The sequence below is a fragment of the Okibacterium fritillariae genome (genome assembly GCF_052783725.1).
Map to the genome: position 1 here is coordinate 2,540,656 of NZ_CP199917.1, position 24,959 is coordinate 2,565,614.

Sequence of the window (24,959 nt, forward strand, 5' to 3'; positions counted from 1 at the left end):
CTTATTGGCCTCGATTGAATCGTGTGGCGGGAACGTGCGGCTGTTCTTCGAGGAAGGTGGCCCCGAGGAGTTCGCGGACGACCGCCTCGCCGTAGCGGGTGGAGGCGGCGGGGTGGCTTTGGTGCCCGGCGGTGGGGCCCGGGTCGACTTTCGGCTCGGCGGCGCGCTTTTTGGCGCGCGCGACGGCGGGTGCCGGCACATCGGGGGCGGCGGCTGCGGGGGCCGCAGCCGGGCGGGCGCGCGGCGCGACGGGCGGCGGCCCGACCGGCGGGATGATGGTGGGGCCGGACGACGGCGTGGCCCAGGGCGAGGCCTCGACGGGTGCGGCCGATCCGAACCCGGGGTCGGGGAACGGAGCCTCGTCGTCTTCGGGCGGGGGCATGTCGTCATAGGGGGGCTCGTCGTTGACGGGCGGCGCCTCGGCGTCGGTCTTTGGGGCGCTCTTCGCGGCGGTCTTCGCCGGCGCGCCGGCAGGGGCGGATGTCGCAGCTGACGCGCTCGGGCCTGTTGCGACCGGGTCTGTTGCGTCGCGGGCTTCGGCGTCGCGGGCTTCGGCGGCGGCGTCATGATCGGCCGCGCTGCCCGCTGTGTCGTCAGCGGTTGCCGGGGCAGTGACGCGTGCCTCGGCGGGTGCGGCGGCAATGTCGCCGTCGGCGTCGGAAGGGAGGTCGGATTGCGGGATGGCGACGACGTGCCATCCCGAGCCGTCGACGTTCGCGGTGGGCATGCTGGCAGCGGCAGTGGCGCGGTTCGCGGGACGCCCCGTGGTCGAGGCGGGTGCGGTGGACGAGGCGCCTACCGACGCAGCGGACGCGGACGCACCGCCGGAGGTCGCCGCGGGGGCGTCGTCGGTGCGCGGACCGGTGGGTGCCGATGTCGCAGGCGGCGTGGTCGCCGGCGCGCCGGGTTCACCGTCTCGTGGGCCGGCAGCCGGGCCGCGTGTTCCGCCCGAGCCGGGGCCGGGGTCGACGCGCGCGATGTATTTCACGCGGATGCCGAGCACGTCGACGATTGCGCGACGCAGCCACTCGCTCGGCCCCTCGCCGGCGTCGGCGCGTTTGAAGCCTTCGACGTCGTTGTGGCTCGGGAAGGTGAGCGTGAGGATGTCGCCTTGCAGGGCGCGCACGGTTGCCGTTGCGGCCACGAGCCATGCCGGGCGGCTCGTGTCGGCCACGCGCTCGAGGATCTCGGGCCAGGCGTCTTTGAGCTGCTGCAGCGACACGGGCGCGGCGGCGGTCTCGGCCGCAGGAGAGGAGAGGTCGCCCGAGGGAACCGACGCGGTCGCGGCGAGGTCGGGTGCCTTTTCGGCGGCCCCCGGTGCGGAAGCAGCAGCCGGGTGAGGATCGGCAGCGGTCGGAGCGTCGACCTGGTCTGCGCCGGGCGATGCCGTGTCGGCGGCGTCGACGAGCGGCTGCTCGGCGAGACCGGACGACGCATCCGCCGACGTCTCGTCACCGTCGGACGGATTCTGATCGGCCGCATCTCGAGCGAGGTCGGCGGAGGTGGACTGCGCCTCTGTGGGCTCGGCGGAAATGGACTCGGCAGAGGTGGGCACTGCAGGAGAGGGCACTGCAGACGTCGGCTGCGCCGTGCTGTCGGCGACCTCGAGTCCCCACGAGGCGGCCGCGGCTTTGGCCAGAGCTTCGCCGGTTGCGGCGGTATCGGCGGAACCGGGCGCCGAAACATCGGCAGACGCAGCAGAACCAGACTTCTGAGCGCCGATCGAGGCGGCATCGCCCACAGCCTGATCCCGAGACGAGGGGACATCACCTGCGGGTGCCTGATCGTGTGAGGCCGCCGGGCCCTGCGAAGGAGTCGGCGCCGGAGAGGGCACCGGAGCGCGCGTCGCAGCCGGAGCCCGAGTCGGAGCGGGAGCCCGCGTGGGGGCGACAGCCGCTCCCCCGGCGGAGCGCGCGCTCTCGGCCCGAGGCGCGTGCTCGGCGTTGTTTCCGCCCGAGCCGTCGACGCCTACGCGCCGCTCGAGCCGCTCGACGCGCGCGAGGGCGCCGCGCGAGCTGTCGTCCATCGAGGGCACCAGAATGCGCGCCGTCATGAGTTCGAGGTGCAGCTTGGGCGACGTGGCGCCCGTCATTTCGCTGAGGGCCGCGTTGACGATGTCGGCCGTGCGGCTCAGCTCGGCCTGCCCGAAGCTGTCGGCCTGCACGGCCATGCGGTCGAGCTCGTCTTGCGGGATGCCGCGCAGCACCGCCTGCGCACCGGCCGCACCGGTCGCGCCCACGACGATGAGGTCGCGCAGGCGCTCGAGCAGGTCGTCGACGAAGCGGCGGGGGTCTTGACCCGTCTGGATGACCCGGTCGACCGCATTGAAGGCCGCGGCTGCGTCTCGGGCCCCGAGCGCTTCGACGGCGTCGTCGAGCAGCGTGGCGTGCGTGTAGCCCAGCAGGGCGACGGCCCGTTCGTAGTCGACGCTCGTGCCGTCGGACCCCGCCATCAGCTGGTCGAGCAGCGACAGCGTGTCGCGGGCCGAACCGCCACCGGCGCGCACCACGAGCGGCAGCACGCCGGGCTCGACCGTGACACCTTCGAGATCGCACATGTGCTGCACGTATTCGAGCATCTGCGCCGAGGGGATGAGCCGGAACGGGTAGTGGTGGGTGCGCGACCGGATGGTGCCGATGACCTTGTCGGGCTCGGTCGTGGCGAAGATGAACTTGATGTGCTCGGGCGGCTCTTCGACGATCTTGAGCAGCGCGTTGAAGCCCTGCGGCGTGACCATGTGGGCCTCGTCGAGGATGAAGATCTTGTAGCGGTCGCGCGCGGGGGCGAACACGGCGCGCTCGCGCAGGTCACGCGCGTCGTCGACACCGTTGTGGCTCGCCGCGTCGATCTCCACGACGTCGAGCGACCCGCCGCCGTCGCGACCCAGCTCGACACAGCTGGGGCACACGCCGCACGGGGTGTCGGTCGGGCCCTCGGCACAGTTGAGGCAGCGCGCGAGGATGCGGGCCGACGTCGTCTTGCCACAGCCGCGCGGGCCGCTGAAGAGGTAGGCGTGATTGACACGGTTGGTGCGCAACGCCGTCATGAGCGGATCGGTCACCTGCGACTGACCGATCATTTCGGCGAAATTCTCTGGCCGATAACGGCGATATAAGGCGGTGACCACGAACCCAATGCTAGCCGCCACCACCGACATTCGTCGGGGTGGCAGACTCGAGGCATGAGCGCACAGGGAACCGCCGCCCGCGTCGTCGCCGTGAGCCGCGACGACGCCCACAATTTCAGCAAACCGACCGCCCCCGACATCCGCCTGGTCGCGGGCCGCGGGGTCGAGGGCGATGCCCACTTCGGCGAGACCGTGCAGCACGTGCACCGCCTGAAGAAAGATCCCGAGGCGCCCAACCTGCGGCAAGTCCACCTCATTCACAGCGAGCTGTTCGACGAACTCGGCGAGCAGGGCTTCGAGGTGGCACCCGGCGAGCTGGGCGAGAACGTGACCACCGCGGGCATCGACCTGCTGGGGCTACCAGAGGGCACACGGCTGCGACTCGGCCCCGACGCGCTCATCGAGATCACGGGGTTGCGCAACCCGTGCACCCAGATCAACGGCAAAGAGCGCGGGCTCATGAAAGCGGTGTTGGGCAAGGATGCCGAGGGACAGGTCATCCGCAAAGCCGGCATCATGAGCATCGTCGTCACGGGCGGCACGGTGCGCGCGGGCGACCCCATCGAGATCGAGCTGCCCGCCGAACCGCACCGCCCGCTCGGCGTCGTCTAGCGCGCAGGAAGGCGTCACGCGCCTCCGCTAGCATCGACGAAGAACCGATCGACGCGAAAGGCACGACATGGATGGTCACACCGCTGTCGGCCTGATCAGCGAGGTCTTCACGTGGTTCGGCCTGGGCCTCGGCATCGTGTTGCTCGGCATCGGGCTCATCCTCGGCAGCGTGCGCAAACGGTGGATCCAGGTGGATGGCGTCATCGCCACGGGCCCGAAGGGCACCATCGTGCGCTGGCTCGACGACGACCACGACGTGCACGAGGCCCCCGCCTCGACGGCCGAGGCGTTGCGCGCGCAGGTGGGCGACGACATCCCCCTGTGGTTCAACCACCGCGCCCCGTGGATCTGCCGCACGCGCGAGCCCGAGATCGACGGCCGCACCTTTCGGCTGATCGGGTGGCTGCTGCTCGGCATCGGCATCGTCGCCGCCATCGTGGGCATCGCCATCCAGTTCATCGAATTCGGCTGATACGGCCTCACCCCGCGGCCCGGCGAATCAGGGTGCGGGGGTGGCCGCCGGGTGTTCGTCGGGGGTGAGGGTGGCGGCCCAGGAGGCGAGCATGCGCAGGGCGTCGGCGGTGGGCGAATCGGCGGGGGCCGTATAGACGTTCATGACGAGGCCGGGCTCGCTCGGCAACTCCATGGACTCGTAGTTGAGGTCGAGGTCGCCGACCACCGGGTGATGCAGGCGCTTCACGCCGCTGCGGTGGAACATGACATCGCGCGACGCCCAGCGCTCGCGGAACAGCTCGCTCTGCGTCGAGAGCTCGCCGACGAGGCGGATGAGGTCGGGGTCGTGCGGGTTGCGGCCGGCCTCGAGTCGCAGCATGGCGGCGCCGTCTTTCGCGACCTGGTCGTAGTCGCGCCAGAAGTCGCGCGCCGCGGGGTCGAGGTAGGTGAACCGCGTCGTGTTGACCGGGCGGCTCGGGCTGTCGAAGACGGGCGAATAGAGCGCGCGCCCCATGCGATTGGCGGCCAGGATGTCGTGGCGCCCGTTGCGCACCCACGCCGGCGCGTCGGACATGGCGTCGAGAACCTGCTGCACAGGCGCCCGCACCGAGGCGGCGGGCTTCGTGACGGGACGGCGCCCGGGACCGGCGGCCCGCGCCAGGTCGAACAGATAGGAACGCTCGGCGTCGTCGAGCTTCAGGGTCGTGGCGAGGGCATCCAGCACGCTTTCGGAGGCGCCGGCCAGGTTGCCGCGCTCGAGTCGCACGTAATAGTCGACCGAGACGCCCGTGAGCATGGCGACCTCTTCGCGGCGCAGGCCCTGCACGCGGCGGTTGCCACCGTAAGCGGGCAGCCCGGCTTGCTCGGGCGTGATCCGGGCCCGGCGCGAACTCAGGAACTCACGAATGTCGGCGCGTACATCTCCCATACGCCCACGGTACGCGCTGCGAATGCGGCGTGGGAGGGTCTGCGGCTACCTGCTTGGCGTGCGCAGCGAAGCCCCCTCCTGTGCGGAGAGGGCCTCGGGTGCTGCGGGCATGGGATGCGGGAGGCTACGGCTTCTTGCCGGCGGCCTCGTCGTCCTTTTCTTCGAGGCGCTCGCGGAAGATCGCCTCGGCGTCGGTCTCCTGACCCGGCAGGTCGTCGCCGACCGGGGTGCGTGCGTCGTCGGGGAAGTCGGCGGCTGCGAAGCCGTTGATATCGCTCATGCTGTCTCCTTCGGTTGCCTCCAACGCTACGCCGCGGTGTGCTCCGGCGAAACCCCGTTGACGCTCCCGATCCCATACCGCAGTCGTGAGTGCGACACACCGGCATCCACCCCTCTTTCAGGGGACAAGCGGCTCGCTGTCGGGATGCTTCGCCAAGCTGTTTGCGCGGAGGCCGGCCACCGATGTCCCCCGCCCGGTCTCCCGTCCGTCACTCGTTCCACGTCAGGAGACACATGTTCCAGCGCACCTCGACCTCTGCCGGCCTTCTGTTGCTGCGCCTCGCCGTCGGCGGCATCTTCATCGCCCACGGCGCCCAGAAACTGTTCGTCATCGGGCTGCCCGGTGTGCAGCAGATGTTCGAGGGCATGGGACTTCCGGCCCCCGCCATCCTCGCCCCCGTCGTGGCGCTCGTCGAGTTGCTCGGAGGCCTGCTGCTCGTGCTGGGCCTCGGCACCCGCATCGCCGGCATCGCGCTCGCCGTCGTGTCGGTGGGCGCTCTCGTCACCGCACACCTGCCGGCCGGCTTCTTCGCTCAGGACGGCGGCATCGAGTTCACGCTGCTGCTCGCCGTCGCCTCCGTCGTGCCCGCCCTCACGGGCGCCGGTGCCTTCAGCATCGACGCCGTCATCGCCTCCCGCCGCGGACAGACCGCGCGTTCACCGCGCGCCGCGACGGCTTGAGGGGAATGACGACACCACACACCGCGTTCGATCAGAGGTGACCCCTCGACGGGGCCCGTCGTCATCGAAAGGAATCGCATGACCGAGAAAATCTGGTTCATCACCGGCACATCCAAGGGCTTCGGCCGCGAGTGGGCCACGGCCGCACTCGAACGCGGCGACAAAGTCGCCGCCACCGCCCGCAACGTCGACACGCTCGACGATCTCGTCGAGAAGTACGGCGACAACATCCTGCCCCTCACCCTCGACGTCACCGACCGCGAGGCCGACCTCGCCGCCGTGAAGCAGGCCGCCGAACACTTCGGCCGCCTCGACGTCGTCGTCAACAACGCCGGTTACGGCCACTTCGGCTTCATCGAAGAGGTCACCGAGGAGGAGGCGCGCGCGCAGATCGAGACCAACGTCTTCGGCGCCCTCTGGGTGACGCAGGCCGCGCTGCCCTACCTGCGCGAGCAGAAAAGCGGACACATCATCCAGGTGTCGTCGATCGGCGGCATCAGCGCGTTCCCCGGCATCGGGCTCTACCACGCATCGAAGTGGGCGCTCGAGGGCTTCAGCCAGTCGCTGGCGCAGGAGGTCGAGTCGTTCGGCATCCATGTCACGCTCATCGAACCCGGCGGCTTCTCGACCGACTGGTCGGGCCCGTCGGCGAAACGTTCCGAGGAGCTGCCGGCCTACGCCGACGCACACCGGGCGATGGAGGAGGGACGCAAGCAGCGCGGCGGGACCCCCGGCGACCCCACGGCGAGCGCCGCAGCCATCCTGCAGATCGTTGATGCCGACGAGCCACCCCTGCGCGTGTTCTTCGGTTCTCAGCCGCTCGGCATTGCCAAGCACGAGTACGAGAACCGCATCGCCACGTGGGAGAAGTGGAACGACGTGTCGGTGCTGGCCCAGGGCTGACCCCACGGACAACGCTTGACGAGAGGCGGGTCGGGAACGTGATGTTCCCGACCCGCCTCTCTGTGGAAGGAACCCCTAGGCCTGGTGTTGCGCCGCCTTTACGGCTCGAAGGCTCGCGTCACCCGCATCATCGCCGCAAGAACGAAGACACTGACCACGAGCGCAGCCCACCGTGGCCACACCTCCTCTGTCACAGCGCAGACGAGGAGCACGGGCAATGTTGCTACCGAAGCTGATATGAAAAGACGACCGACCAGTCGGAGCAAGCTGGACTTCATCACGAAGACTGGCCGCTCATGCGCGGTCCTGCCGTTTCAACGCAGCGGCTCGGTAAGCATCCTGATCGGCCCACCGGTTTCCGAGAACGGCGAAAATCAGGATGTCTATGACAACCAGACCTGGCCATACCCAGGGCGAAACCTGCTGTCCCAAGAGGACCGCGCCGCCGGCTAGAAGAATGAACGACCCGAGCGAGGCGAGTCGACGCGCCGGTGTAGCCGACACGGCTCGACGGCTGTCGGCGGCGAAAAGGGTGCGGATACTCATCGGCAGTAACCATCCTTATAGGGCACTCCGCCCACGACTCCAGGTCCGATGAGCAACCTGAGGCATTTGCCGGCACCATACGCCCGGTTCGCATTGACGATGATCGATCCAGCGTTGAGGCCACAAACCGCGCCGCCCAAGTACCCCGTGGTTCTTGCCGCCCAACCACATACGGTCGCAAGGCCAGTTGCGGTTCTGGCGGACGACGTTTCCGAGCGTGTCAGCTTCACGGACGGTAGGAGGTTGAACCATTCGAACTTTGGGTCGGCCACGACGGGGTAGGCCACCTTGGTCGAGGTGTGATCCACAACCTGGGTCAGGATGGCCCCCGCAAGCTCATAGCGGGTGGGCACCGAGGCACCATTCGCGTCGAGAGCCCAGGGCGGGGCAATGGTCGCCACTGGTTCGCCGTGGCTATCCAGGATGAAATATCCCCTATCAGCCTCGACGAGGGTTCCTCCTTCCGGAACGGCGATGTCGTAAGAGAACTGGGTCGGCGCGGAGGACGACTCGATGACTGTCGTGAATTGAACCGCACCAGCCTGCTTCACCGATGAGACGGTGGTGGTGTCATTCGCGTTGTCGTACGCAACCACACCGGGCGCGATGCCGCGAGCCTTCGCCTGGTTAGCTTCAAAAGGAAGCTCGATTTCTATCGCTCCTTGCGGCGTGTCGACCGTGACGGGCGAGCCTACCGCAGTGGGAAGCGACACATCGCCCTCTGCAAGTTCGACACTGAATGGAGTGTCCGCGACCTCTTCCGTGGATACTTGCGCGTTCCCATCTAATGCATCCGGGGCAATGCGCTCCAGCGCTGCGCGTGTCGCCGAGGCAGGGTCGTGCGCGGCAGCTGGCAGGACAGCACCGCCCGTCAGCAGGCTCGCAAGCACTCCAGCGGTCACCAATTTCGATGTGGTTCTCATGGGTATCTCCTATTCGTCGTCGAATCTCGATACCTTCACCCTCCCGAATGAGTATTTCTCATACTGATAGTTCACCGGGAAGAGCAAGCGAAAGGGGTGGGTGCCGTTACGGCACCCACCCCTGACTTTTCGCGCGGCGCGCTAGCGCTGGACGATCATGATCCAGCTGAGTTGCACGTCGGTGCCGTCGCCCGAGCCCACCGGGGTGAGCGTCAGGTCGAGGGCGCCGTCGGCCGCCACGGCGCGGTTCGTGAGCGACGCGACCGTGTTCTGGCCCGTGCTGGGTTGGGCCGCGACGACCTGCTCGCCATTGACCGCGATGGCCGCGCGGCGGTTCTTGGCCCACTGCGACCACGGGTCGTACAGGCCCACGTAGACGTCGTAGCTGCCGGCATCCAGACCCTCGAAGCGGTAGCCGAGGCGCTTGTCGGTCGCCGTCGCCGAGACGTAGCGCAGCGACTCGAACAGCGACCCCGTGTTCGTGCCCGTGGCCGGGTTGGTGCTGCCCCAGCGGAGACCCGTCACCGGATCGGCGGCGAGTTGCTGATCGAACGTCGAGTTCAGCAGGGGCGTCTGGTCGGCGACGGCGGCACGGATGGCGTCGTATTCGGGTGAGGCGGCGCCCCCGGCATCCACCAGGTAGCGCAGGCCCTTCGGCACGACGATCGTCTGGCGGGTGATGGGTTTGGCGATGCCGTCGACGGATGCCGTGAGGGTGACAGGGCCGGGAACGTCGAGGGATCCCGCGGCCCAGGTGACGCCGCGCGTGGACGTGACGCCCGACGACGTGACAGTGGCGGAGGTCGGCAGGCTGGCCGCATCCCCCAGCGTCACGGTCGCCGGGAGTTCGAGGTCGACGCTCACCGAGCCCTTGCCCTCGAGGTCGTCGAGCGTCCACTCGTCATACCAGTTGAGCGACAGCTGGCCTTGCTCACCGAATTCGAGAGGAAGCCACACGGCGGGTGCGTTCTTCAGGTCGTTGGGCGTCCAGCGGTCGCCCATGTAGATGAACTTGCCGGCGGCCGGGTCGATCGGAATGACCGACGTCGACTGGCTGCCGTGGGTTGTGGATGCCGTGGGACCCGTCGCCGGGTTGCCCTTGTCGGTCCACTCCCCCAGCATGCTCGTCGCCGTGGCGTATTTCGCCGGGTTCGGGTTCCAGCCGGTGGCCCCCGACGTGATCAGGTAGTACGTGCCCTGGTAGAGGAACACGGCCGGGGCCTCACGTTGTCCGCCGATGTAGGTGCGGGTGAAGTCGACACCCTTTTCGGCTTTCTCCACGGATGTCGAGAGGAACATGTAGTTCGAGCTCAGTTTCGAGACGAACAGGGTGAGGTTTTCTTCACTGGCGTAGATGATGTAACCGGTCTTGTCGGTGTCGACGAACAGGTTCATGTCGCGCGCCATCCCGGGGCTGTCGGGCTGATAGTTCGGCTCACCTTCTGGCGCCACGTTCAGCCGGTAGCTGTCGACGTAGCGGAACGGGCCCGTGGGCGAATCCGACACCGCGACACCCGCGTTGGCCTTGGCGTATTGCGCGTTGGACGTCGCGCTCGGGCCGTCGGCGTGCACCCACAGCACCCACTGATCGGTGCTCTCGTTGTAGATCACCTTCGGGCGTTCGAGGATGGCGGCGTTCACGTTCGGGTCGGTCTGCACCGTTCCGAGGTCGCGGTAGACGGCGGCCTTCTGCTCGACCGTGTAGTCGGCATAGAGCTCGGCGAAGTAGGCGTCGTCCTCGAATTGGGCGGGCGCCGACATGGCCTGCAGGGCGAGACCCTCGTCGTGCCAGTTGTAGAGGTCGTACGACGAGTAGACGTGCACGCCGCGGCTGGCCGAGTACCCGTTCCAGCGGTCCTCGCCGTACCAGTAGTAGAGCGTGCGGCCGTCGGCGTCCTTCGACGGCACGACCTGCCCGCCGTGAGCCTGGATCGGGTTTCCGTTGTCGTCGACCCACGCCTGTCCCGGGCGGAACGAGTCGTAGGTGACGAGCGGGCGGAGCGCCAGGAACGCCGTGCCGAGGGCGTCATACGAGGCCCGGATGGTGGCGGTGTCGGTCGAGCCGTCGGTCACGAGCTTCTGCGCACGCGCGATTTCGGCGTCGAGGGCGGCGAGCGAGTCATCCGCATACCCCTCGCGCTGGGCGGCACCCAGGGTGACGGTGCGGATCTTCTCGGCCAGCAGCTCGGCGCCGTAGGTCTTCGGCGCGCGCACGATCAGGTAGTTGACGGCCGGATCGGTGTAGGCGTTGGTGCGGCCGGCGGGGCTGTGCACCTCGAGGTCGAGCGTGCCGTCGGTGACTTCGACCGTGTAGGTGCGCTCGAGCAGGCTTCCGGATGGCGCGTTGACCTGTTCGAGGCTGCGGCCCTCTGCCCGCAGGTCGACGTCGCGGTTCGTCCAGCCCGAAGGCAGCTGGAAACCGAAGCTCACGTCATACGAACCCTCGGGCAGGTCGAAGGCGTAGTCGACGGAACGGGTGTCGAGCTTGGCGCCGGTCGGCGGCTTGTCGTAGCGCAGCGAGGCCGTCTTGTCGGTGCCCGCCGAGTCGTTGGCGGTCGGCGTGCTGTTGGCATCGGACACGAAGCCCCAGCTGCCGCCCGTGGTCTGGTCGACGCCGTAGGGCTGGTCGGTCTTCTTCTGGAAGAGGCCGATGTGGTCGCCCGGCGATACAGCGCTGGGGTTGGCCGTTCCCGCGTTGGCGAAGTAGAGCACGAAGTCGTTGTCGACCAACTGCTGCAGGGTGGGGCTCGGGTAGGTGGGCGCGAGCGGGGCGGCGTCGGCCGCTGTGGGCGGCTGGGCGACGAGCGAACCAGTGACCGCGAGCCCGAGGGCCGTGGTGAGCGCGGCGCCGCGGCCGAGGGTGCGACGCAGCTTCGAGGTGCGGGTGCGGTGGGTCGCGGATGCGGCTGCTGCCGTCTCGGGTTCAGCCGAGGTAGCTGCTGCCGGCGCGGACGAAGCGGAGGCAGCATCCTCGTCGAGGAACGACGCCGCGCTGGCCGACGAAACGGCGTGGCGCGAACGGCGGACAGCGACGAGCAGGCCGGTCGCGGCGCCGAGGATGGCGACGGCGAGCGCGAGCATCGTGGCGAGGTCGACGCCCGAGAGCGCGAGGCCTCCGGGGGCCGAGCCGGTCGTTCCCGAACCGGTGGTCGTTCCGGCGCCTGTGCCGGCACCCGTTCCGGAGCCGGTTCCCGAGCCGGTGCCGGGCTGCGTGCCCGGTTGGCCGGGATCGGTGGGCGTCGTCGGCTCACCGGGGAGCGATTCGGGTGTGTTGCCCGCGCCACCCGGTGCCGCAGCGAACGCGGGCGCCGCGCCGGCGAGAGCCGTCGCACCCGTTTCGGTGGCAGCGATCGCGGCGAGGGGCCCGTCCGGCAGGTCGGCTGCGCGGGCATCCTGTTTGCCCCACACGATCGCATCGCCGTCGGCGGTCAGTGCCGCCGAGAAGTACGGGCCCGCGGCGAGGGCCGCGATGTCGGAACCGGGCGCGGTGACGGTGGCCGGCGCATCCGCCTGACCGAAGGCGTCGCCACCCCAGGCGAAGACGCGGCCGTCGTCGGTGAGCGCGAGCGCCTGGTCGGTGCCCGCCGCGACCTGAACGACCTCTTCGTCGGCGAGGGCGTCGGGAACCTCGAGCTGGCCCACATCGGAGCGACCCCAGGCCACGACATCCCCGTCGGCGGTGGCGGCGAGCGTGAAGCCCGAACCGATGGCCGCACTCGTGACGGTCTCACCGTCGAGTGCGGCGGGCACGTCGTTCTGGCCGAAGCCGTTGTCGCCCCAGGCCACGAGGGAGCCGTTTTCGAGCACGGCGAGCGAGCTGGAACCCCCCGCGGCGATCTGCAGCACGCGTGTGGCGGCGGACGGCACCTCGGTCTGGTCGTCGCCATCGCGACCCCAAGCCACGACATCGCCAGCGGATGTGAGCGCGAGCGAGTGATTGGCGCCGGCCGCGATCTGCGTCACAGTGCGGTCGGCGAGGGCGGCGGGCACGGATGCTTGGCCGAAACCGTTCGCGCCCCAGGCCGCCACGCCACCGTCGGAGGCGAGGAAGAGGGTGTGGTCAAGGCCGGTGGCGAGGCCCGCGCCCGGTGCCGAGGCGAGCTCGGTGGGCACGGCCGATGCACCCCAGGCCACGAGAGTGGTTGCGGGATCGCCGGCAGCAGGAGTTGGAGCCGGGGCGGTCGCGGCGAGCGCCGCCGAAACCGGGCCCGTCGCCAGGAGGAGACCCCCGGCGAGAGCGAGGGCGGCCGCGCACGGCCGCTTGAAGGAACGAGAGGTCATTGAATCGCTTTCACGTCGGTGTGGAAGGAGAAGGGAGTTGCAGAGGAAAGAAGAAAGAGGAATGGGGAAGGAGAAAAAGGAAAGAGGAAAGGGGAACGCGTCGTGGAACGAACGAACGAACGGCGAGCGATAAGCGAGCGATGAGCGGGTGCGGGCCGACGAACGACCCGCACCCCTCTCACCTACTCAGCGCTGGTCGAACCCGCGCGGCGTCGACGCACGAAGACGAGCGCCGCACCGGCCGCGAGCAGCAGCGCGCCGAGGGCCGCGAAGCCGCCCACCTGCGCACCCGAGTTCGCGAGCCAGTCGGAACCGTTGGCCGTGCCGGCCCCGGAGCCCGAGCCGGCGCCCGAACCAGCGCCAGAACCACTACCCGCACCGGGCGTGCCGGTTCCGGGCGTACCGCCACCGGCACCCGGGTCGGTCGGGTCGACCGGCTCCACGGCATCGGCCACGAAACGCACCGCGTAGGTCGACGACGCCTCACCGTTCTCGGCGGCGACCGTCACGGTTCCGACGGGTTCGGTGGCGGCCGCATCGGGCTGCGCGATCGTCACGGTCGCATACGGGTCGGCCGAGCGGGCGCCCAGCACGGGAGTCTCGGCGGCAACCGCAAGCGCGAGCGCGGACGCACCCGGCGCAACCACAGCGGCCGATCCCGCGGCAGACGACACCCGCGCGGCCGGCGCGGCATCGGCTGCCGCATCCGCCCCCTCGGTCAGCGCCGCAATCGGCACCCGGTATTCGAGCGTCTCGGCATCGAACCCGGCAACGGCCTCACCATTCACGGTCAACTGATCGAGCGTCGCATCGGTTCCGACGCCGGGCGCACCGGGCGCCCACACCTCGAACTCCGACAGCGCGATGCACGCGTTGGCGCGGGCCGTCATGGTGGCGCGCAGCTTCGACGTCGTCACCGGGGTGGCGAGCTCGAAGACATCGTCGGTCACCGTGGTGGGCTCGGCGTTGACGGGCACCCAGGCCGAGGCCGCGGCATCCCACCAGCTCAGCTGCACGGTGTCGGCCGGCAGCGTTCCGCCGTTGTCGTTGTAGAAGCGCAGCGTGACGTGGTCGATGGTGGTCTCGGTGGCGAGATCCATCTGCACCCAGTCGCTCGGGCGCCACTGACCCGACACCCAGTTCGTCCAGCGGTTCGAGTCGACCACGCCGTCGTTCACGTTGGTCACCTTGTCCCACTGTCCGCTGAAGGATGCCGTGGGCGTGCCGTTCGGCGCCAGCGCCACGTTCACGAGCGACGGGTTCGTCACCTGCACGCGCACGGTCGCGGGCACGGAGCCCGCCGTCGTCGCGCCCGCAACGGTCACGGTTCCGACCGCGTCCCAGGCATCCGCGGCGACCTCGTCGAGGTCCCACGTCACGGCCACGTCGACCTGTTCGCCGCCCTCGGTCACCGCGGTGACGGTGGCGGGCAGCTCGGGTTCGTGCCCCAGCCACGTCTTGGCGCGGGCGGGCAGCGTCGAGGCGAGCGTTCCGACGACCACCTCGGCGGTCACGTCGCGCGTGTCCCCCGCGGGCCCCGTCGCGACACCCGTCACGGTGACGACGCCGGCGGCCGAGAAGTCGACCCCGTCGGTGGTCCAGGCGACGGGCACCTGCGCCGTGGCGCCGGAGGCCTGAGTGGCCGAAACCGTTTCGGGCAGCGCGGGCGTCACGCCGGGTGCCGTGAAGACGCGCACGGGAGAAACATCCGACAGCGACAGGTCAGACACGATGAAGCGCTGGTTGTCGGCCGACGATCCCGTCCACAGACCCACGGATGCTCCGGCCGCCGTCGATTGACCGCCCACGTCGAGCAGCGTGCCGTAGGCCTTGTTCACGAACGTGTAGCTGCCGTCACCCGTCGTCGACAGGATCCACCGCGAGGCGGCGGGCTGCGCGCCCGCGTTTGCAGCGGCGACCGCGGTGGTCAGAGCCGTGCGCGACGACGCCGACAGGGCCTGCCCGCTCGCCACGTTGAGCACGCGGTATTCCTCGCGGTTCGAGACGCCGTCGGTCAGCTTCTCGACGCGCCAGTGCTGCGCGCCCTTCGTCTGGTCGACGTTCTCTTGCGTGACCTTCCCGGCGGTGGCCGAGAGAGCCTTCGAGGCGTGGGCGCTCGTCAGCTGGTAGACACCCCGGTCGGTGAAGACGCTCGCGTCGGCGGCAACACCCGAGACACCGTCGACCACGAGGGTCGTGACGGAGGCGGCGGGCAGCGTGACGGTGGCCGATCCGTCGGTCACGGGGATGGCGGGCTGCGCGACGAGCGCACCCGAGGCGTCGGTCACGATGGGCGTCACGGTGGCACCCGCGGTCGAGGCGAACTTCGTCAGGTCGATCGCCACGGTCTTGGCGGCCGTCGCGTCGTTGATGGAGACGAGCGTCGCGCCCGAACCATCCCCGTCGATCGCGGCCGTCGTCTTGGTGTCGTTGACGCCGACGATGTGGTCGCCCGGCTCGATGTAGTGCGTGTAGTTGCGCACGGTGTTGTATTTGGTGTTCGTGCGAATCGTGTAGTCGCCCGTCTCGTTGCCGTTGAAGGGCAGCTGGATGCTTCCCCAGTTGGCGTTCTCGGCGGCGGGCGTCATGTTGTCGTAGTCCTCGACGGGCTGCCAGAACACCCAGGCCGACGGCTCGAGTTCCCGCAGGTCGTCGGTGATGCGACCGGCCATGCCGAGGCCGGGGGCCATCGACTCGAAGTTCTGGCCGTTGCCCCACGACCCCTCGACCTCGCTCATCCACAGCGGTTTGTCGGCGGCCTTGGCGATGTCGCGCACGCTCGTGCGCTGACCCGTGCCGTAGGTGTGCACGTTGAGTTGCTCGATGAGGTTCTTGGTGGCGTCGGCGTAACCGTTCCAGGTGCTGGCGAACCGGCCCGGGTTGGTCTCGTCCATGCCCGAGATCTTCGAGTCGCTGCCGTACTTCGCCTGGGCCTTCGCCAGCGCGGCGAAGATCTTCTCCTGCGTGGCGGGCGGGATGTTCGCGCCCTCCTGTCGCCCGTAAGCGGTCCAGTACCCATTCCAGGGCTCGTTCAGCGGATCGATCGTGTCGACCGTGATGCCCTCGGCGTCTTCGAGGTGCTCGGTGGCGCGGGCCATGTAGGCCGCGAAGTCGTCGATATCGGCCGCGCGCATCTGATCGGCGTTCTTGTCGACGGCGCCCGAGACCACGCCGCTGTTGGTCATGAAGTAGGGCGGCGAGTTAGAGAACGTCTCCCATGTGTCGACGCCGCGGGCCTTGGCGGCCTGCACCCACCAGCGCTGCGTGGGGTCGGCGTCGAAGTTCCACATGCTGTCGTCGTCGGGGTTCCACCAGTCGCGCGCGTTCTGGTCGAGGCCGGCCGGGCGCTTCCACCAGCCCTCGACGTCGCCGCCCGGGCGCAGGTAGGAGGGCGTTTCGGGCGCGTCGCCGCCGCCCACGTTGTAGCGCGCGATGTTGAGGTTGAGGCCGTCTTTTCCGAAGACCATGTCGGCGAGCTTGTTGCGCACCTCGTCGGGGTAGTCGCCCGTGGCGTTGGCGAACCACACGAGGCTCGTGCCCCAGCCCTCGAATTCGGGCTGCTGGTAGGACGGATCCGGCGTGATCGTCTGCGTGGCGGATGCCGCGGCCACCGCCGCCGGGGACGTGACCGCCTGGGTCGTGGCGGCCTGGGCCGGCGCGGTCGCCGTGGGCGCTGCGTGCGCCCCCGCTCCGGCGAGGGCGACACCGGACGCGGCGAGCGCGCCCGTCAGTGCCATCGAGACGGTGCGCCGGAGTCGGCGCCCCCGGGGTGTTCGTGCTGTCATAGGACGTGCCCTTTCGCTTCATTGCGTGTGATGAGGGTGCATCGGGTCATGCGGGTGCTGCGGTGGTGCGGATGTGCTGGTGCTGCGGGTATGTCGTACTTCGGGGTTGGACCCGCGGGCCGACCGTGGCCGGCCCGCGGAGATCTAGAACTCGGTGTGTCCGAGGTCGGCCGCGCTCACGAACGTGAGGGTCGCGTCGGGGATGGCGTGCAGTTCGAAGAGCACGATCTCGTTGGCGCCGGGCTTCAGGGTCGAGGCGGGCACGTAGAGCGTGTTCTGCGGGCCCCGGCGCCAATAGCGGCCCAGGTTGAAACCGTTCACCCAGGCCACGCCCTTGCCGAGCGTGGTCGTGTCGAGGAACAGGTCGGTGGGGGCGTCGAGCTCGACGGTGGCGCGCACGAACGCGGGGCCGGCGATGGCGGATGCCTCGGGGTCGGGTGCCGCTGACCGCGCGAACGCCTCGGACACGGGCGACAGGTCGTCGAGCCCGAGCGGCTGCAACTCCCAGCGCTCGTGCGCGTGACCGTCGATCGTGACGGGCCCGATCAGGCCCTTGTCCTCGCCGATGCGGTGCCCGTAGTTCACGCGACCCTGGTCTTCGACGAGGATCTCGAGCGTGCCCAAGGCCTCGAACGGCAGGCCGATGGCGCGGTCGTGGTTGTCGCGCGACAGCACGCCGACGGGCTGACGGTTCAGGTAGACGAGCGCGCGGTCGCGCACCTCGCCGATCGAGAGAACCGGCGCGCGCCCCGTGCCGCGGAAGTCGATCTCGGTGCAGTAGACGCCGAAGCCCGTGTAGTGCTCCACCTGGTCGAAGGTCGGGATGCTGCGGTGCGGAATGCTCTCGCCGAGCGCCGACGCGACCTGCCAGAAGGGGACGACGGCGTCGGCCGGGGCCCGGAACGCCGGAGCGGGGGTCGCGGCATCCGGAACCTCGTCGGGAACCGGCGCATACTTCGCGATCACGTCGCGGAACGCCCAGAACTTGGGGCCCGGGTTGCCGGCCTCGTCGAGCGGGGCGTCGTAGTCGTAGCTCGTGACGGTGGGCTGATAGACGCCCTTGTCGTTGGCGCCGTTCGTGAAGCCGAAGTTGGTGCCGCCGTGGAACATGTACAGGTTGACGGATGCCCCGGTCGCGAGCAGTTCGTCGAGCTCGCGCGCGGCCTCGGCGGCCGGCGTGGTGTGGTGGTGCGAGCCCCAGAAGTCGAACCAGCCGTTCCAGAACTCGGCGCACATGAGGGGGCCGGTGGGCTGGTGGCGGCGCAGCGTGGCGAGACGCTCGATGGCGCGCGACCCGAACGAACCGGTCTTGTGCAGGCCCGGCAGGCTGCCGGTGGCGAGCATCTCGTCGGTGGGCTGGTCGATGGTCGTGAGCGGCACCGTGATGCCGTGCGCGCGGTTGAGCGCGACGAGCGCCTCGAGATACTGCTTGTCGTCGCCGTAGGCGCCGTACTCGTTCTCGATCTGCACGAGGATGACGGGGCCGCCGTTCGTGATCTGCGCGCGTTCGACGATGGGCAGCACGCGGTCGAAGTAGCGCTCGACCTCGGCCATGTAGAGCGGCTCGAAGCGGCGCACACCCACGGCCTCGTCGCGGAACAGCCAGGCGGGCAGGCCGCCGTTGTCCCACTCGGCGCAGATGTAGGGGCCCGGGCGCACGATGGCGTACATGCCCGCGTCGGCGATGAGCTGCAGGAAGCGCTCGAGGTCGAGGCGGCCCGTCAGGTCGAAGTGTCCGGGGTTGGGCTCGTGCAGGTTCCACGGCACGTAGGTCTCGATGGTGTTGAGGCCCATGAGCTTGGCCTTGTGGATGCGGTCGGCCCACTGTTCGGGGTGCACGCGGAAGTAGTGCAGCGCCCCCGCCAGCACACGGAACGGCTGCCCGTCGAGCTCGAAGTCGGTGTCGCCGATGCGGAAGTCAGGCACGGGTGTCCCCCAGGGAAGATGTCGTTGCGTCGGAAGAGTCCGACGGAGAAGCGGCGGATGAAGAAGCGGATGTCGCGGCAGGAAGCGTCTCGGCGGCGGCGGTCGCGGCGAGGCGAATGATCGACCACGACAGCGCGGGCAGGGTGGCCGAGACGGCGGCAGAGCCAGCGGCGGCGGCGCCAGACTCGGAGGAAACCTCGACGCCCGCGAGCCGCACGAGCCCCACGCGCGCCGGTTCGGTCGCCGTGTTCGAGGCGTGCCGGTCGAGCCCGTCCGGCACGGTCAACGTCTCGGCGTCGACGAGCGCGAGCCCCGCGACATCCGGGATCTCGACGCTCAGGGCAAGCACGTCGGTCGTCGACCGGTTCACGAGGAACAGCACCACGTCGTCGCCGTCGCGCGTCGCCGCGGCATCGACGACGGGAACGGCGCCGTACTTCTGCGTCTCGACGACGGGCGCGCCCGAGACATCCACCTCGAGGATCTCGCCGCGCGCGAACCGGGCGGTGCGCTCGAACGGGTGGAAGGTGGTCTGCCGCCACGCGGGCCCGCCGGGCTCGGAGCGGATGGGCGCGATCACGTTGACGAGCTGCGCGAGGTTGGCCATCGACACGCGGTTGCCGTGGCGCAGCAGCGAGTTCAGCAGCGATCCGACCACCACGGCGTCGGTCACGCCGTACTCGTCTTCGATCAGCCGCGGTGCCTCGTTCCACTCCCCCGTCAGCAGGGGTTCCTTGTCGACCTCGTTGAAACGCGTCTGATACCAGACGTTCCACTCGTCGACGCTGATGCCGATGGGCCGCTCGATGCCGGCCTCGGCGCGCACCTCGTCGATGATCTGGGCGACCTCGTCGAGGTAGCGGTCGAGGCCCACGGCCGAGGCCAGGAAGCTGTCGGCGTCGCCATCGAGCTCCTCGTAGTAGGCGTGCACCGAGATGTGGTCGACGAGCCCGGCCGTGTGCGTGAGCACCGTGCGCTCCCAGCTGCCGAACGTGGGCATCTCGGCGTTCGACGAACCCGCGGCCACCAATTCGATGCGCGGGTCGACGAAGCGCATGAGGCGAGCGGTCTCGGCGGCGAGGCGGCCATACTCGTCGGCCGTCTTGTGGCCGATCTGCCAGGGCCCGTCCATCTCGTTGCCGAGGCACCAGACACGGATGTCGAAGGGCTCGTCGGCCCCGTTGGCCCGGCGGGCGTCGCTCAACGCCGTGCCGCGCGGAATGTTGCAATATTCGAGCAGTTCTGCGGCTTCGGCGACGCCGCGGGTGCCGAGGTTCACGGCCTGCATGACCTCGACTCCCGCCGATGCGGCCCAGGCGGCGAACTCGTGGATGCCGACGCGATTCGTCTCGATCGAGTGCCACGCGGCATCCAATCGCACGGGTCGCTCGTCGACCGGTCCCACGCTGTCTTCCCATTTGAAACCCGAGACGAAGTTGCCGCCCGGGTAGCGCACGATGCTGACGCCGAGCTCGCGCACGAGGTCGGCGACGTCGGAACGGAAGCCCCGAGCATCCGCCGTCTCGTGGCCGGGTTCGAAGATGCCCGTGTACACCGCGCGGCCCATGTGCTCGACGAACGAGCCGAAGAGCCGCGGGTTGACGGGGGCGACGGGGGTGCGGGTGTTCAGGCGCAGCGAGGCGGTGAGCACGGGGAACCTTTCGAGGGGGAAGGAGATGGCGGGCGGAGGGGGATCCGCCCGCCATCTGGTCGTTCTGGCCGGAGCTGACTGCTCCCCGGGCCGGTTACTTCACGGGCTGGCTACTTCTCGGAGACCGTGAAGCCCTGCTCGGAGCCGTAGCTGGCCGAAGCCTTCTGCCAGTCGGTCAGACCCTCGTTGAGGTCAGACTTGTTGGCGTAGGCCTGGCCCACGGTGTCGTTGTAGATGCTGTTGGCGTAGACCTGGAAGGGCAGGTACTGCCATCCCTTGACGACGTTCTTGGCCGAGTCGGCGAAGACCTCGTTGATCTTCTGGCCGCCGAAGTACTCGCTCTCGTAGCCGAGGAATTCGTCGGATTCGAGGTCGGCGTTGGTCGACGGGAAGCCGCCCTTGTCGATCGAGATCTGCGTGCCCTCTTCGGCGTTCATGTACTTCAGGAAGGCTGCGGCGACGAGCTTGTTCTTCGACTGCTCGAGCACGGCGTCTCCACCGCCACCGTTCTCGGCCGTCGCGGTTCCGCCGGCCTCGTACTGGGGCATGGGGGCGACGCGCCACTGGCCGGAGCCGTCGGGGGCCTGGCCCTCGAGGTTGCCGGGCATCCACGAACCGATGATGAGCGTGGCGATCGAACCGTCGGACAGGCCGCGGAACCACTCGTCGCTCCAGGAGGAGGTCTGGGCCACGTAGCCGCCCTCGACCAGCTGGTTCCACTTATCGGCCCACTTCTTCGAGCCCTCGTCCTGCAGGTTGATACCCACGTTCTCGCCGTCGACCGTGTACGGCTTGCCGCCGGCCTGCCAGATCATGCTCGTGGTGAAGCCCGCGTCGCCGGTGTCGTTGGTGATGTAGGCGTTGGGGTCGGCGTCGTGGATGGTCTTCGCGGCGGCGATGTACTGGTCCCAGGTCTCGGGCACGGCGATGCCGTACTTGTCGAAGACGTCCTTGCGATAGAACATCGCCATGGGGCCTGAGTCTTGCGGCAGCGCATAGAGCTTGTCGTTCAGGTTGACCGAGTTCCACGTCGATGCGGTGAACTTGTCTTCCAGGTCGTCGAAGCCGAACTTCGACAGGTCGGCGAGCGAGTTGCCGAGCGCGAACTGCGGCAGCGCGTAGTACTCGATCTGAGCCACGTCGGGGGCGCCCGAGCCGGCCTTGATTGCGTTCTGCAGCTTGGTGTACTGGTCGTTGCCGGTGCCGACGTTCTCCACGTTGACGGTGATCTTCGGGTACTTCTCCTCGAAGGCCTTGGCGATGTCCTCGACCGCGGGGGCCCAGGCCCACACGGTGATGGATGATTCGGTCTGCAGGGCCTTCTCGAGGTCCTCTGCCGAGCCGGAGTCGGCCGAGCCGCCGGGGCCCGACGAGCAGGCCACGAGCGAGGCGCCGGCGGCGATGCCGACGGTTGCCGTGGCGAGCGTGCGCCAAACGGTCTTCTTGAAACGACTGTTCATCGTTTTCCTTTCACGTCGTTGTAAACGGTGTTCGGGTTCTGGTGTGGATGCGGAGCTGTGTTGCGGGTGATGCGGTTGGTGCGGTGAAGGGTGCTGCGGGTGAGACATCCGCGGGTCGTCGTTACTGCTTGACGCTGCCCGCGGCGAGGCCCGACTGCCAGTAGCGCTGCATGAAGAGGAACGCGATGACGATCGGGATGATGGTGAGGAACGAGCCCGTGATGACGAGGTTGTAGATGGCCTCGCCGCCGGCCGTCGAGGCCTGGTTGTTCCACTGGTTGAGGCCCACCGTGAGGGGGTACCACGTCGACTCCGACAGCATGATGAGCGGCAGGAAGTAGTTGTTCCAGGTGGCGACCATGGTGAAGAGCAACACCGTGATGAGACCGGGGCTCAGCAACTTGAGCGAGATGGTGAAGAAGGTCCGGAATTCGCCCGCCCCATCCATCCGCGCCGCCTCGAGCAACTCGGTGGGCACCGAATCGATGGCGTAGGTCCAGATGAGGTAGAGGCCGAAGGGGCTGATGAGCGAGGGCAGGATGATCGCCCACGGCGTGTTGGTCAGACCCAGCTGGCTGAACATGAGGAACGTGGGAACGGCCAGGGCAGTTCCGGGGACGGCCACGGCGCCGAGGACGACCGCGAAGACGCCCTTTTTGCCGGGGAAGTCGTACTTGGCCAGGCCGTAACCCGCCAGTGTGGCGAGGAAGGTGGCCCCGCCGGCGCCGACGACCACGTAGAGCACGGTGTTGCCGAACCAGCGGATGAATTCGCCGTCGTGGTAGGCCAGCGTCTCGCCGATGTTCGCGAACAACGAGAAGTCGCCCGAGAACCACAGGCCGAACGAGTTGAAGAGAACGTCCTGCGTCTTGGTCGAGTTGACGAAGAGCCAGAACAGCGGAAGCAGCGCGTAGACGAGCATGACGGCCATGACGACGGTCAGCCAGACGGAACGCTTCTTGCGGAAGCCGCCCTCCTGCGGTTTGGCGAAACGCGGGCGGCGCTGGCCGGTCGACGAACGTCGGGCGGGGCGCACGCGGCCGGTCGTGGCGTCGATCTTGTCGGTGGGCTGGTTCGAGGGGGCGGGCGCTGCGCCCTGTTGCACGCTGGTCATGGCGTCACTTCTCCTTGCGCGAACCGGAGTTCTGCACGATGTAGGCGATCACGGCGGTGACGACGCCCATGATGATGGCGATGGCGGCCGAGTAGTTGTACTGCTGGCCCGAGAACGACAGGTTGTAGGCGTACATGTTCGGCGTGAAGAACGTCGAGATCGTGTTGGGCGCGAGCGATTGCAGGATGTTCGGCTCGTTGAACAGTTGGAAGCTGCCGATGACCGAGAAGATGCCGGCGATCACGATGGCACCACGGATGGCGGGCAGCTTGATGCTGCGGATGATGCGCCACTGGCTGGCACCGTCGAGCTCGGCCGCCTCATAGAGGTCCGTCGAGATGACGCGCAGTGCGGCGTAGAAGATGAGCATGTTGTAGCCCACGAACTCCCACGTGACGATGTTGCCGATCGACAGCAGCACCCAGTTGTTCGACAGCGGGTCGGGCAGCTGGATGCCGAAGAAGTCGTTGACGTTGCCGACGAGGCCGAAGCGGTTGCCGTACATGAAGCCCCACATGAGCGTCGCGACGACGGCGGGAACGGCGTAGGGCAGGAAGATCGAGATGCGGAAGAACGACGACAGGTAGAGGCGCGCCGAGTCGATGGCGAGCGCCGCGAAGAGGGCGAGGCCCAGCATGATGGGCACCTGCACGCAGAGGAACAGGGCGACGCGGCCGAGCGAATCCCAGAATTTGGGGTCGGAGAGGGCCTGCGTGTAGTTCGAGATTCCGACGAACGCGTTGCCGCCGATCAGCTGCTCTTTGAAGAGGCTGAGGTAGATCGCATAGATCACGGGTGCGACGAGCACGAGCGCGAAGACGACGAGGAACGGGGCCACGAAGGCCCATCCCGTCCATCTGCGCTTGTCTCGCCGGAGAGCGGCCGGCCGCGGGGTGGCGGGGGCGTCTGCTGACAGCGTCGTCATGGGAAATCCGGTTCGTTGGGAGCGAGTTTCGGTGTAGTGCGATGTTTGCGTAAACATCTGCGTTCTGATGGTAGCGTGTTTACGTAAACATGGGGTGTGGGTTACACCTTTACACGACAACAGCGTCGCGTCAAGTGCGGCGAGAAGGGGGTCTCGAGTGCCTGTCGACGACGCCACCTCCCCCGTTCCGCTTGCCGCTCAGGCGCTGGTTGGTGACGTTCAATCGGCGTCACCATCCACTCAATCGGCCGCGCCCTCGCGTGTGCGCGGCCCGTCGATGGCCGACGTGGCGAAGCGCGCGGGCGTCTCGTCACAGACGGTGTCGCGCGTGTCGAACGGCCACCAGAACGTCGACGCCGACACCCGCGACCGCGTGCTGGCTGCCATGTCCGCGGTCGGCTACCGCCCCAACAGCGCCGCTCGTGCGCTGAAGACGGGTCGCTTCCGCACCATCGGCGTCATCATGTTCACTCTCTCGACCTTCGGCAACATGCGCACGCTCGACGCCATCGCGACGGCCACGGCCGAGGCGGGTTATTCGATCACGCTCATGCCGCTCAGCCATCCGACCCAGGGCGAGGTCGCGGGCGCCTTCACGCGTTTGAGTGAGCAAGCCGTCGACGGCATCCTCATCATCATCGAGGCACACATCCTCGACCGCGCCGACATCTCGCTGCCCGCTGGCATCCCGGTCGTCATCGTCGATTCGGATGCCGCGGACCCCTACACCGTGGTCGACACCGACCAGCGCCAGGGCGCCCGGCTCGCCACGGAGCATCTGCTGGCGCTCGGACACCCGACCGTGCACCACGTGGCCGGCCCACCGACCTCGTTCTCGTCGGCGCGACGCACCGAGGCGTGGCGCGCGTCGCTCGAGGCCGTCGGCGCGCCCGTCGACGAACCACTCGTGGGTGATTGGTCGGCCGAATCGGGCTATCGCATCGGCGCGCAGCTCGCGCAGAACCCCGCCGTCACGGCCATCTTCGCGGCCAATGACCAGATGGCCCTCGGCGTGCTGCGGGCCCTGCACGAGGCGGGCCGGCCCGTGCCGGACGACGTGAGCGTCGTGGGCTTCGACGACACCGAGGAATCCTCGTCCTACTGGCCGCCGCTCACGACGGTGCATCAGGACTTCTCGGCCGTCGGCCGCATCTGCGTGCAGCGCCTGCTGGCCGAGATCGAGCAGAACGCGGCAGCGGCGGGCACCACCATCGTGCCGGTGCGCCTCGTCGAGCGCGCGTCGACGGCCCCCTTTGCCGCCCGCGTCGCAACGACCCCCTAGCCGAGCCGCCCCGCCGACCCTTTCCGCTGCCCACCGCCCCGTCGTCGCGCCCGCCTTGCCTGCCCGCCTTGCCCGTCCGCCCG

Annotated in this window: 16 protein-coding genes; 5 read left to right on the plus strand and 11 right to left on the minus strand. The window is 68.8% G+C overall.

Going from position 1 to position 24,959, the window contains the following annotated elements; all coding sequences use genetic code 11:
* Position 1: 1 nt before the first annotated feature.
* A complete protein-coding gene (locus ACUWEX_RS11675) occupies positions 2-3,079 on the minus strand; it encodes a DNA polymerase III subunit gamma and tau (protein ID WP_445996366.1) in 3,078 nt (1,025 codons plus the stop codon).
* A 102-nt stretch (positions 3,080-3,181) separates the two neighbouring features.
* Here ACUWEX_RS11675 and ACUWEX_RS11680 point away from each other — a divergent pair, with 102 nt between their 5' ends.
* Both ACUWEX_RS11680 and ACUWEX_RS11685 read left to right on the plus strand, forming a co-directional pair.
* Entirely contained in the window at positions 3,182-3,739 is a 558-nt protein-coding gene (locus ACUWEX_RS11680) for an MOSC domain-containing protein (protein ID WP_445996367.1), read from the plus strand.
* A 67-nt stretch (positions 3,740-3,806) separates the two neighbouring features.
* Positions 3,807-4,211: a hypothetical protein gene (locus ACUWEX_RS11685; RefSeq protein ID WP_079728103.1), complete on the plus strand. Its 405-nt coding sequence runs from the start codon at positions 3,807-3,809 to the stop codon at positions 4,209-4,211.
* 27 nt (positions 4,212-4,238) lie between these two features.
* On the opposite strand, the gene ACUWEX_RS11690 is transcribed toward ACUWEX_RS11685, so the two are convergent.
* The gene (locus tag ACUWEX_RS11690; protein WP_445996368.1) at positions 4,239-5,120 is read right to left on the minus strand and encodes a helix-turn-helix transcriptional regulator; all 882 of its coding nucleotides are present in this window, start codon (positions 5,118-5,120) and stop codon (positions 4,239-4,241) included.
* Positions 5,121-5,244: 124 nt separating this feature from the next.
* On the minus strand, positions 5,245-5,400 hold the full coding sequence (locus ACUWEX_RS11695; protein ID WP_159449515.1) for a hypothetical protein: 156 nt from the start codon (positions 5,398-5,400) through the stop codon (positions 5,245-5,247).
* 233 nt (positions 5,401-5,633) lie between these two features.
* Here ACUWEX_RS11695 and ACUWEX_RS11700 point away from each other — a divergent pair, with 233 nt between their 5' ends.
* Both ACUWEX_RS11700 and ACUWEX_RS11705 read left to right on the plus strand, forming a co-directional pair.
* On the plus strand, positions 5,634-6,080 hold the full coding sequence (locus tag ACUWEX_RS11700; protein ID WP_079728101.1) for a DoxX family protein: 447 nt from the start codon (positions 5,634-5,636) through the stop codon (positions 6,078-6,080).
* A gap of 78 nt (positions 6,081-6,158) precedes the next feature.
* Positions 6,159-6,983: an SDR family oxidoreductase gene (locus tag ACUWEX_RS11705; protein WP_445996369.1), complete on the plus strand. Its 825-nt coding sequence runs from the start codon at positions 6,159-6,161 to the stop codon at positions 6,981-6,983.
* A 542-nt stretch (positions 6,984-7,525) separates the two neighbouring features.
* Here the strand turns inward: ACUWEX_RS11705 and ACUWEX_RS11710 are convergent.
* The 8 genes from ACUWEX_RS11710 to ACUWEX_RS11745 form a co-directional block, all read right to left on the minus strand.
* The gene (locus tag ACUWEX_RS11710) at positions 7,526-8,452 is read right to left on the minus strand and encodes a hypothetical protein (RefSeq protein ID WP_445996370.1); all 927 of its coding nucleotides are present in this window, start codon (positions 8,450-8,452) and stop codon (positions 7,526-7,528) included.
* A 141-nt stretch (positions 8,453-8,593) separates the two neighbouring features.
* Positions 8,594-12,733, minus strand: coding sequence for a hypothetical protein (locus ACUWEX_RS11715; RefSeq protein ID WP_445996371.1), 4,140 nt, complete (start codon positions 12,731-12,733; stop codon positions 8,594-8,596).
* 182 nt (positions 12,734-12,915) lie between these two features.
* Positions 12,916-16,518 carry an RICIN domain-containing protein gene (locus ACUWEX_RS11720; RefSeq protein ID WP_445996372.1) on the minus strand — a complete coding sequence of 1,201 codons (3,603 nt, stop codon included), beginning with the start codon at positions 16,516-16,518 and terminating at the stop codon, positions 12,916-12,918.
* Positions 16,519-16,662: 144 nt separating this feature from the next.
* Positions 16,663-18,444: a glycoside hydrolase family 35 protein gene (locus ACUWEX_RS11725; protein ID WP_445996373.1), complete on the minus strand. Its 1,782-nt coding sequence runs from the start codon at positions 18,442-18,444 to the stop codon at positions 16,663-16,665.
* Positions 18,437-20,095: an arabinosylfuranosidase ArfA gene (gene arfA / locus ACUWEX_RS11730; RefSeq protein WP_445996374.1), complete on the minus strand. Its 1,659-nt coding sequence runs from the start codon at positions 20,093-20,095 to the stop codon at positions 18,437-18,439. The genes ACUWEX_RS11725 and arfA overlap by 8 nt, the downstream gene beginning before the upstream one ends.
* A gap of 110 nt (positions 20,096-20,205) precedes the next feature.
* On the minus strand, positions 20,206-21,555 hold the full coding sequence (locus tag ACUWEX_RS11735; protein WP_445996375.1) for an ABC transporter substrate-binding protein: 1,350 nt from the start codon (positions 21,553-21,555) through the stop codon (positions 20,206-20,208).
* 121 nt (positions 21,556-21,676) lie between these two features.
* Positions 21,677-22,669 carry a carbohydrate ABC transporter permease gene (locus tag ACUWEX_RS11740; RefSeq protein ID WP_077055137.1) on the minus strand — a complete coding sequence of 331 codons (993 nt, stop codon included), beginning with the start codon at positions 22,667-22,669 and terminating at the stop codon, positions 21,677-21,679.
* Positions 22,670-22,673: 4 nt separating this feature from the next.
* Positions 22,674-23,594, minus strand: coding sequence for a carbohydrate ABC transporter permease (locus ACUWEX_RS11745; RefSeq protein WP_077055136.1), 921 nt, complete (start codon positions 23,592-23,594; stop codon positions 22,674-22,676).
* Between the two features lie 277 nt (positions 23,595-23,871).
* Between ACUWEX_RS11745 and ACUWEX_RS11750 the strand changes: the two genes are divergently transcribed.
* Positions 23,872-24,876, plus strand: coding sequence for a LacI family DNA-binding transcriptional regulator (locus ACUWEX_RS11750; RefSeq protein ID WP_445997640.1), 1,005 nt, complete (start codon positions 23,872-23,874; stop codon positions 24,874-24,876).
* The last annotated feature ends 83 nt before the right edge of the window (positions 24,877-24,959 follow it).

What these genes read in the sequence shown, in the direction of transcription:
- ACUWEX_RS11740 (WP_077055137.1), bottom strand. Translation starts at nt 22,669, where the DNA reads ATGACCAGCGTGCAACAGGGCGCAGCGCCCGCCCCCTCGAACCAGCCC.
- ACUWEX_RS11685 (WP_079728103.1), top strand. Translation starts at nt 3,807, where the DNA reads ATGGATGGTCACACCGCTGTCGGCCTGATCAGCGAGGTCTTCACGTGG.
- ACUWEX_RS11675 (WP_445996366.1), bottom strand. Translation starts at nt 3,079, where the DNA reads ATGATCGGTCAGTCGCAGGTGACCGATCCGCTCATGACGGCGTTGCGC.
- ACUWEX_RS11695 (WP_159449515.1), bottom strand. Translation starts at nt 5,400, where the DNA reads ATGAGCGATATCAACGGCTTCGCAGCCGCCGACTTCCCCGACGACGCA.
- ACUWEX_RS11700 (WP_079728101.1), top strand. Translation starts at nt 5,634, where the DNA reads ATGTTCCAGCGCACCTCGACCTCTGCCGGCCTTCTGTTGCTGCGCCTC.
- ACUWEX_RS11715 (WP_445996371.1), bottom strand. Translation starts at nt 12,733, where the DNA reads ATGACCTCTCGTTCCTTCAAGCGGCCGTGCGCGGCCGCCCTCGCTCTC.
- ACUWEX_RS11690 (WP_445996368.1), bottom strand. Translation starts at nt 5,120, where the DNA reads ATGGGAGATGTACGCGCCGACATTCGTGAGTTCCTGAGTTCGCGCCGG.
- ACUWEX_RS11750 (WP_445997640.1), top strand. Translation starts at nt 23,872, where the DNA reads ATGGCCGACGTGGCGAAGCGCGCGGGCGTCTCGTCACAGACGGTGTCG.
- ACUWEX_RS11710 (WP_445996370.1), bottom strand. Translation starts at nt 8,452, where the DNA reads ATGAGAACCACATCGAAATTGGTGACCGCTGGAGTGCTTGCGAGCCTG.
- ACUWEX_RS11705 (WP_445996369.1), top strand. Translation starts at nt 6,159, where the DNA reads ATGACCGAGAAAATCTGGTTCATCACCGGCACATCCAAGGGCTTCGGC.
- ACUWEX_RS11720 (WP_445996372.1), bottom strand. Translation starts at nt 16,518, where the DNA reads ATGACAGCACGAACACCCCGGGGGCGCCGACTCCGGCGCACCGTCTCG.
- ACUWEX_RS11680 (WP_445996367.1), top strand. Translation starts at nt 3,182, where the DNA reads ATGAGCGCACAGGGAACCGCCGCCCGCGTCGTCGCCGTGAGCCGCGAC.
- ACUWEX_RS11745 (WP_077055136.1), bottom strand. Translation starts at nt 23,594, where the DNA reads ATGACGACGCTGTCAGCAGACGCCCCCGCCACCCCGCGGCCGGCCGCT.
- ACUWEX_RS11735 (WP_445996375.1), bottom strand. Translation starts at nt 21,555, where the DNA reads ATGAACAGTCGTTTCAAGAAGACCGTTTGGCGCACGCTCGCCACGGCA.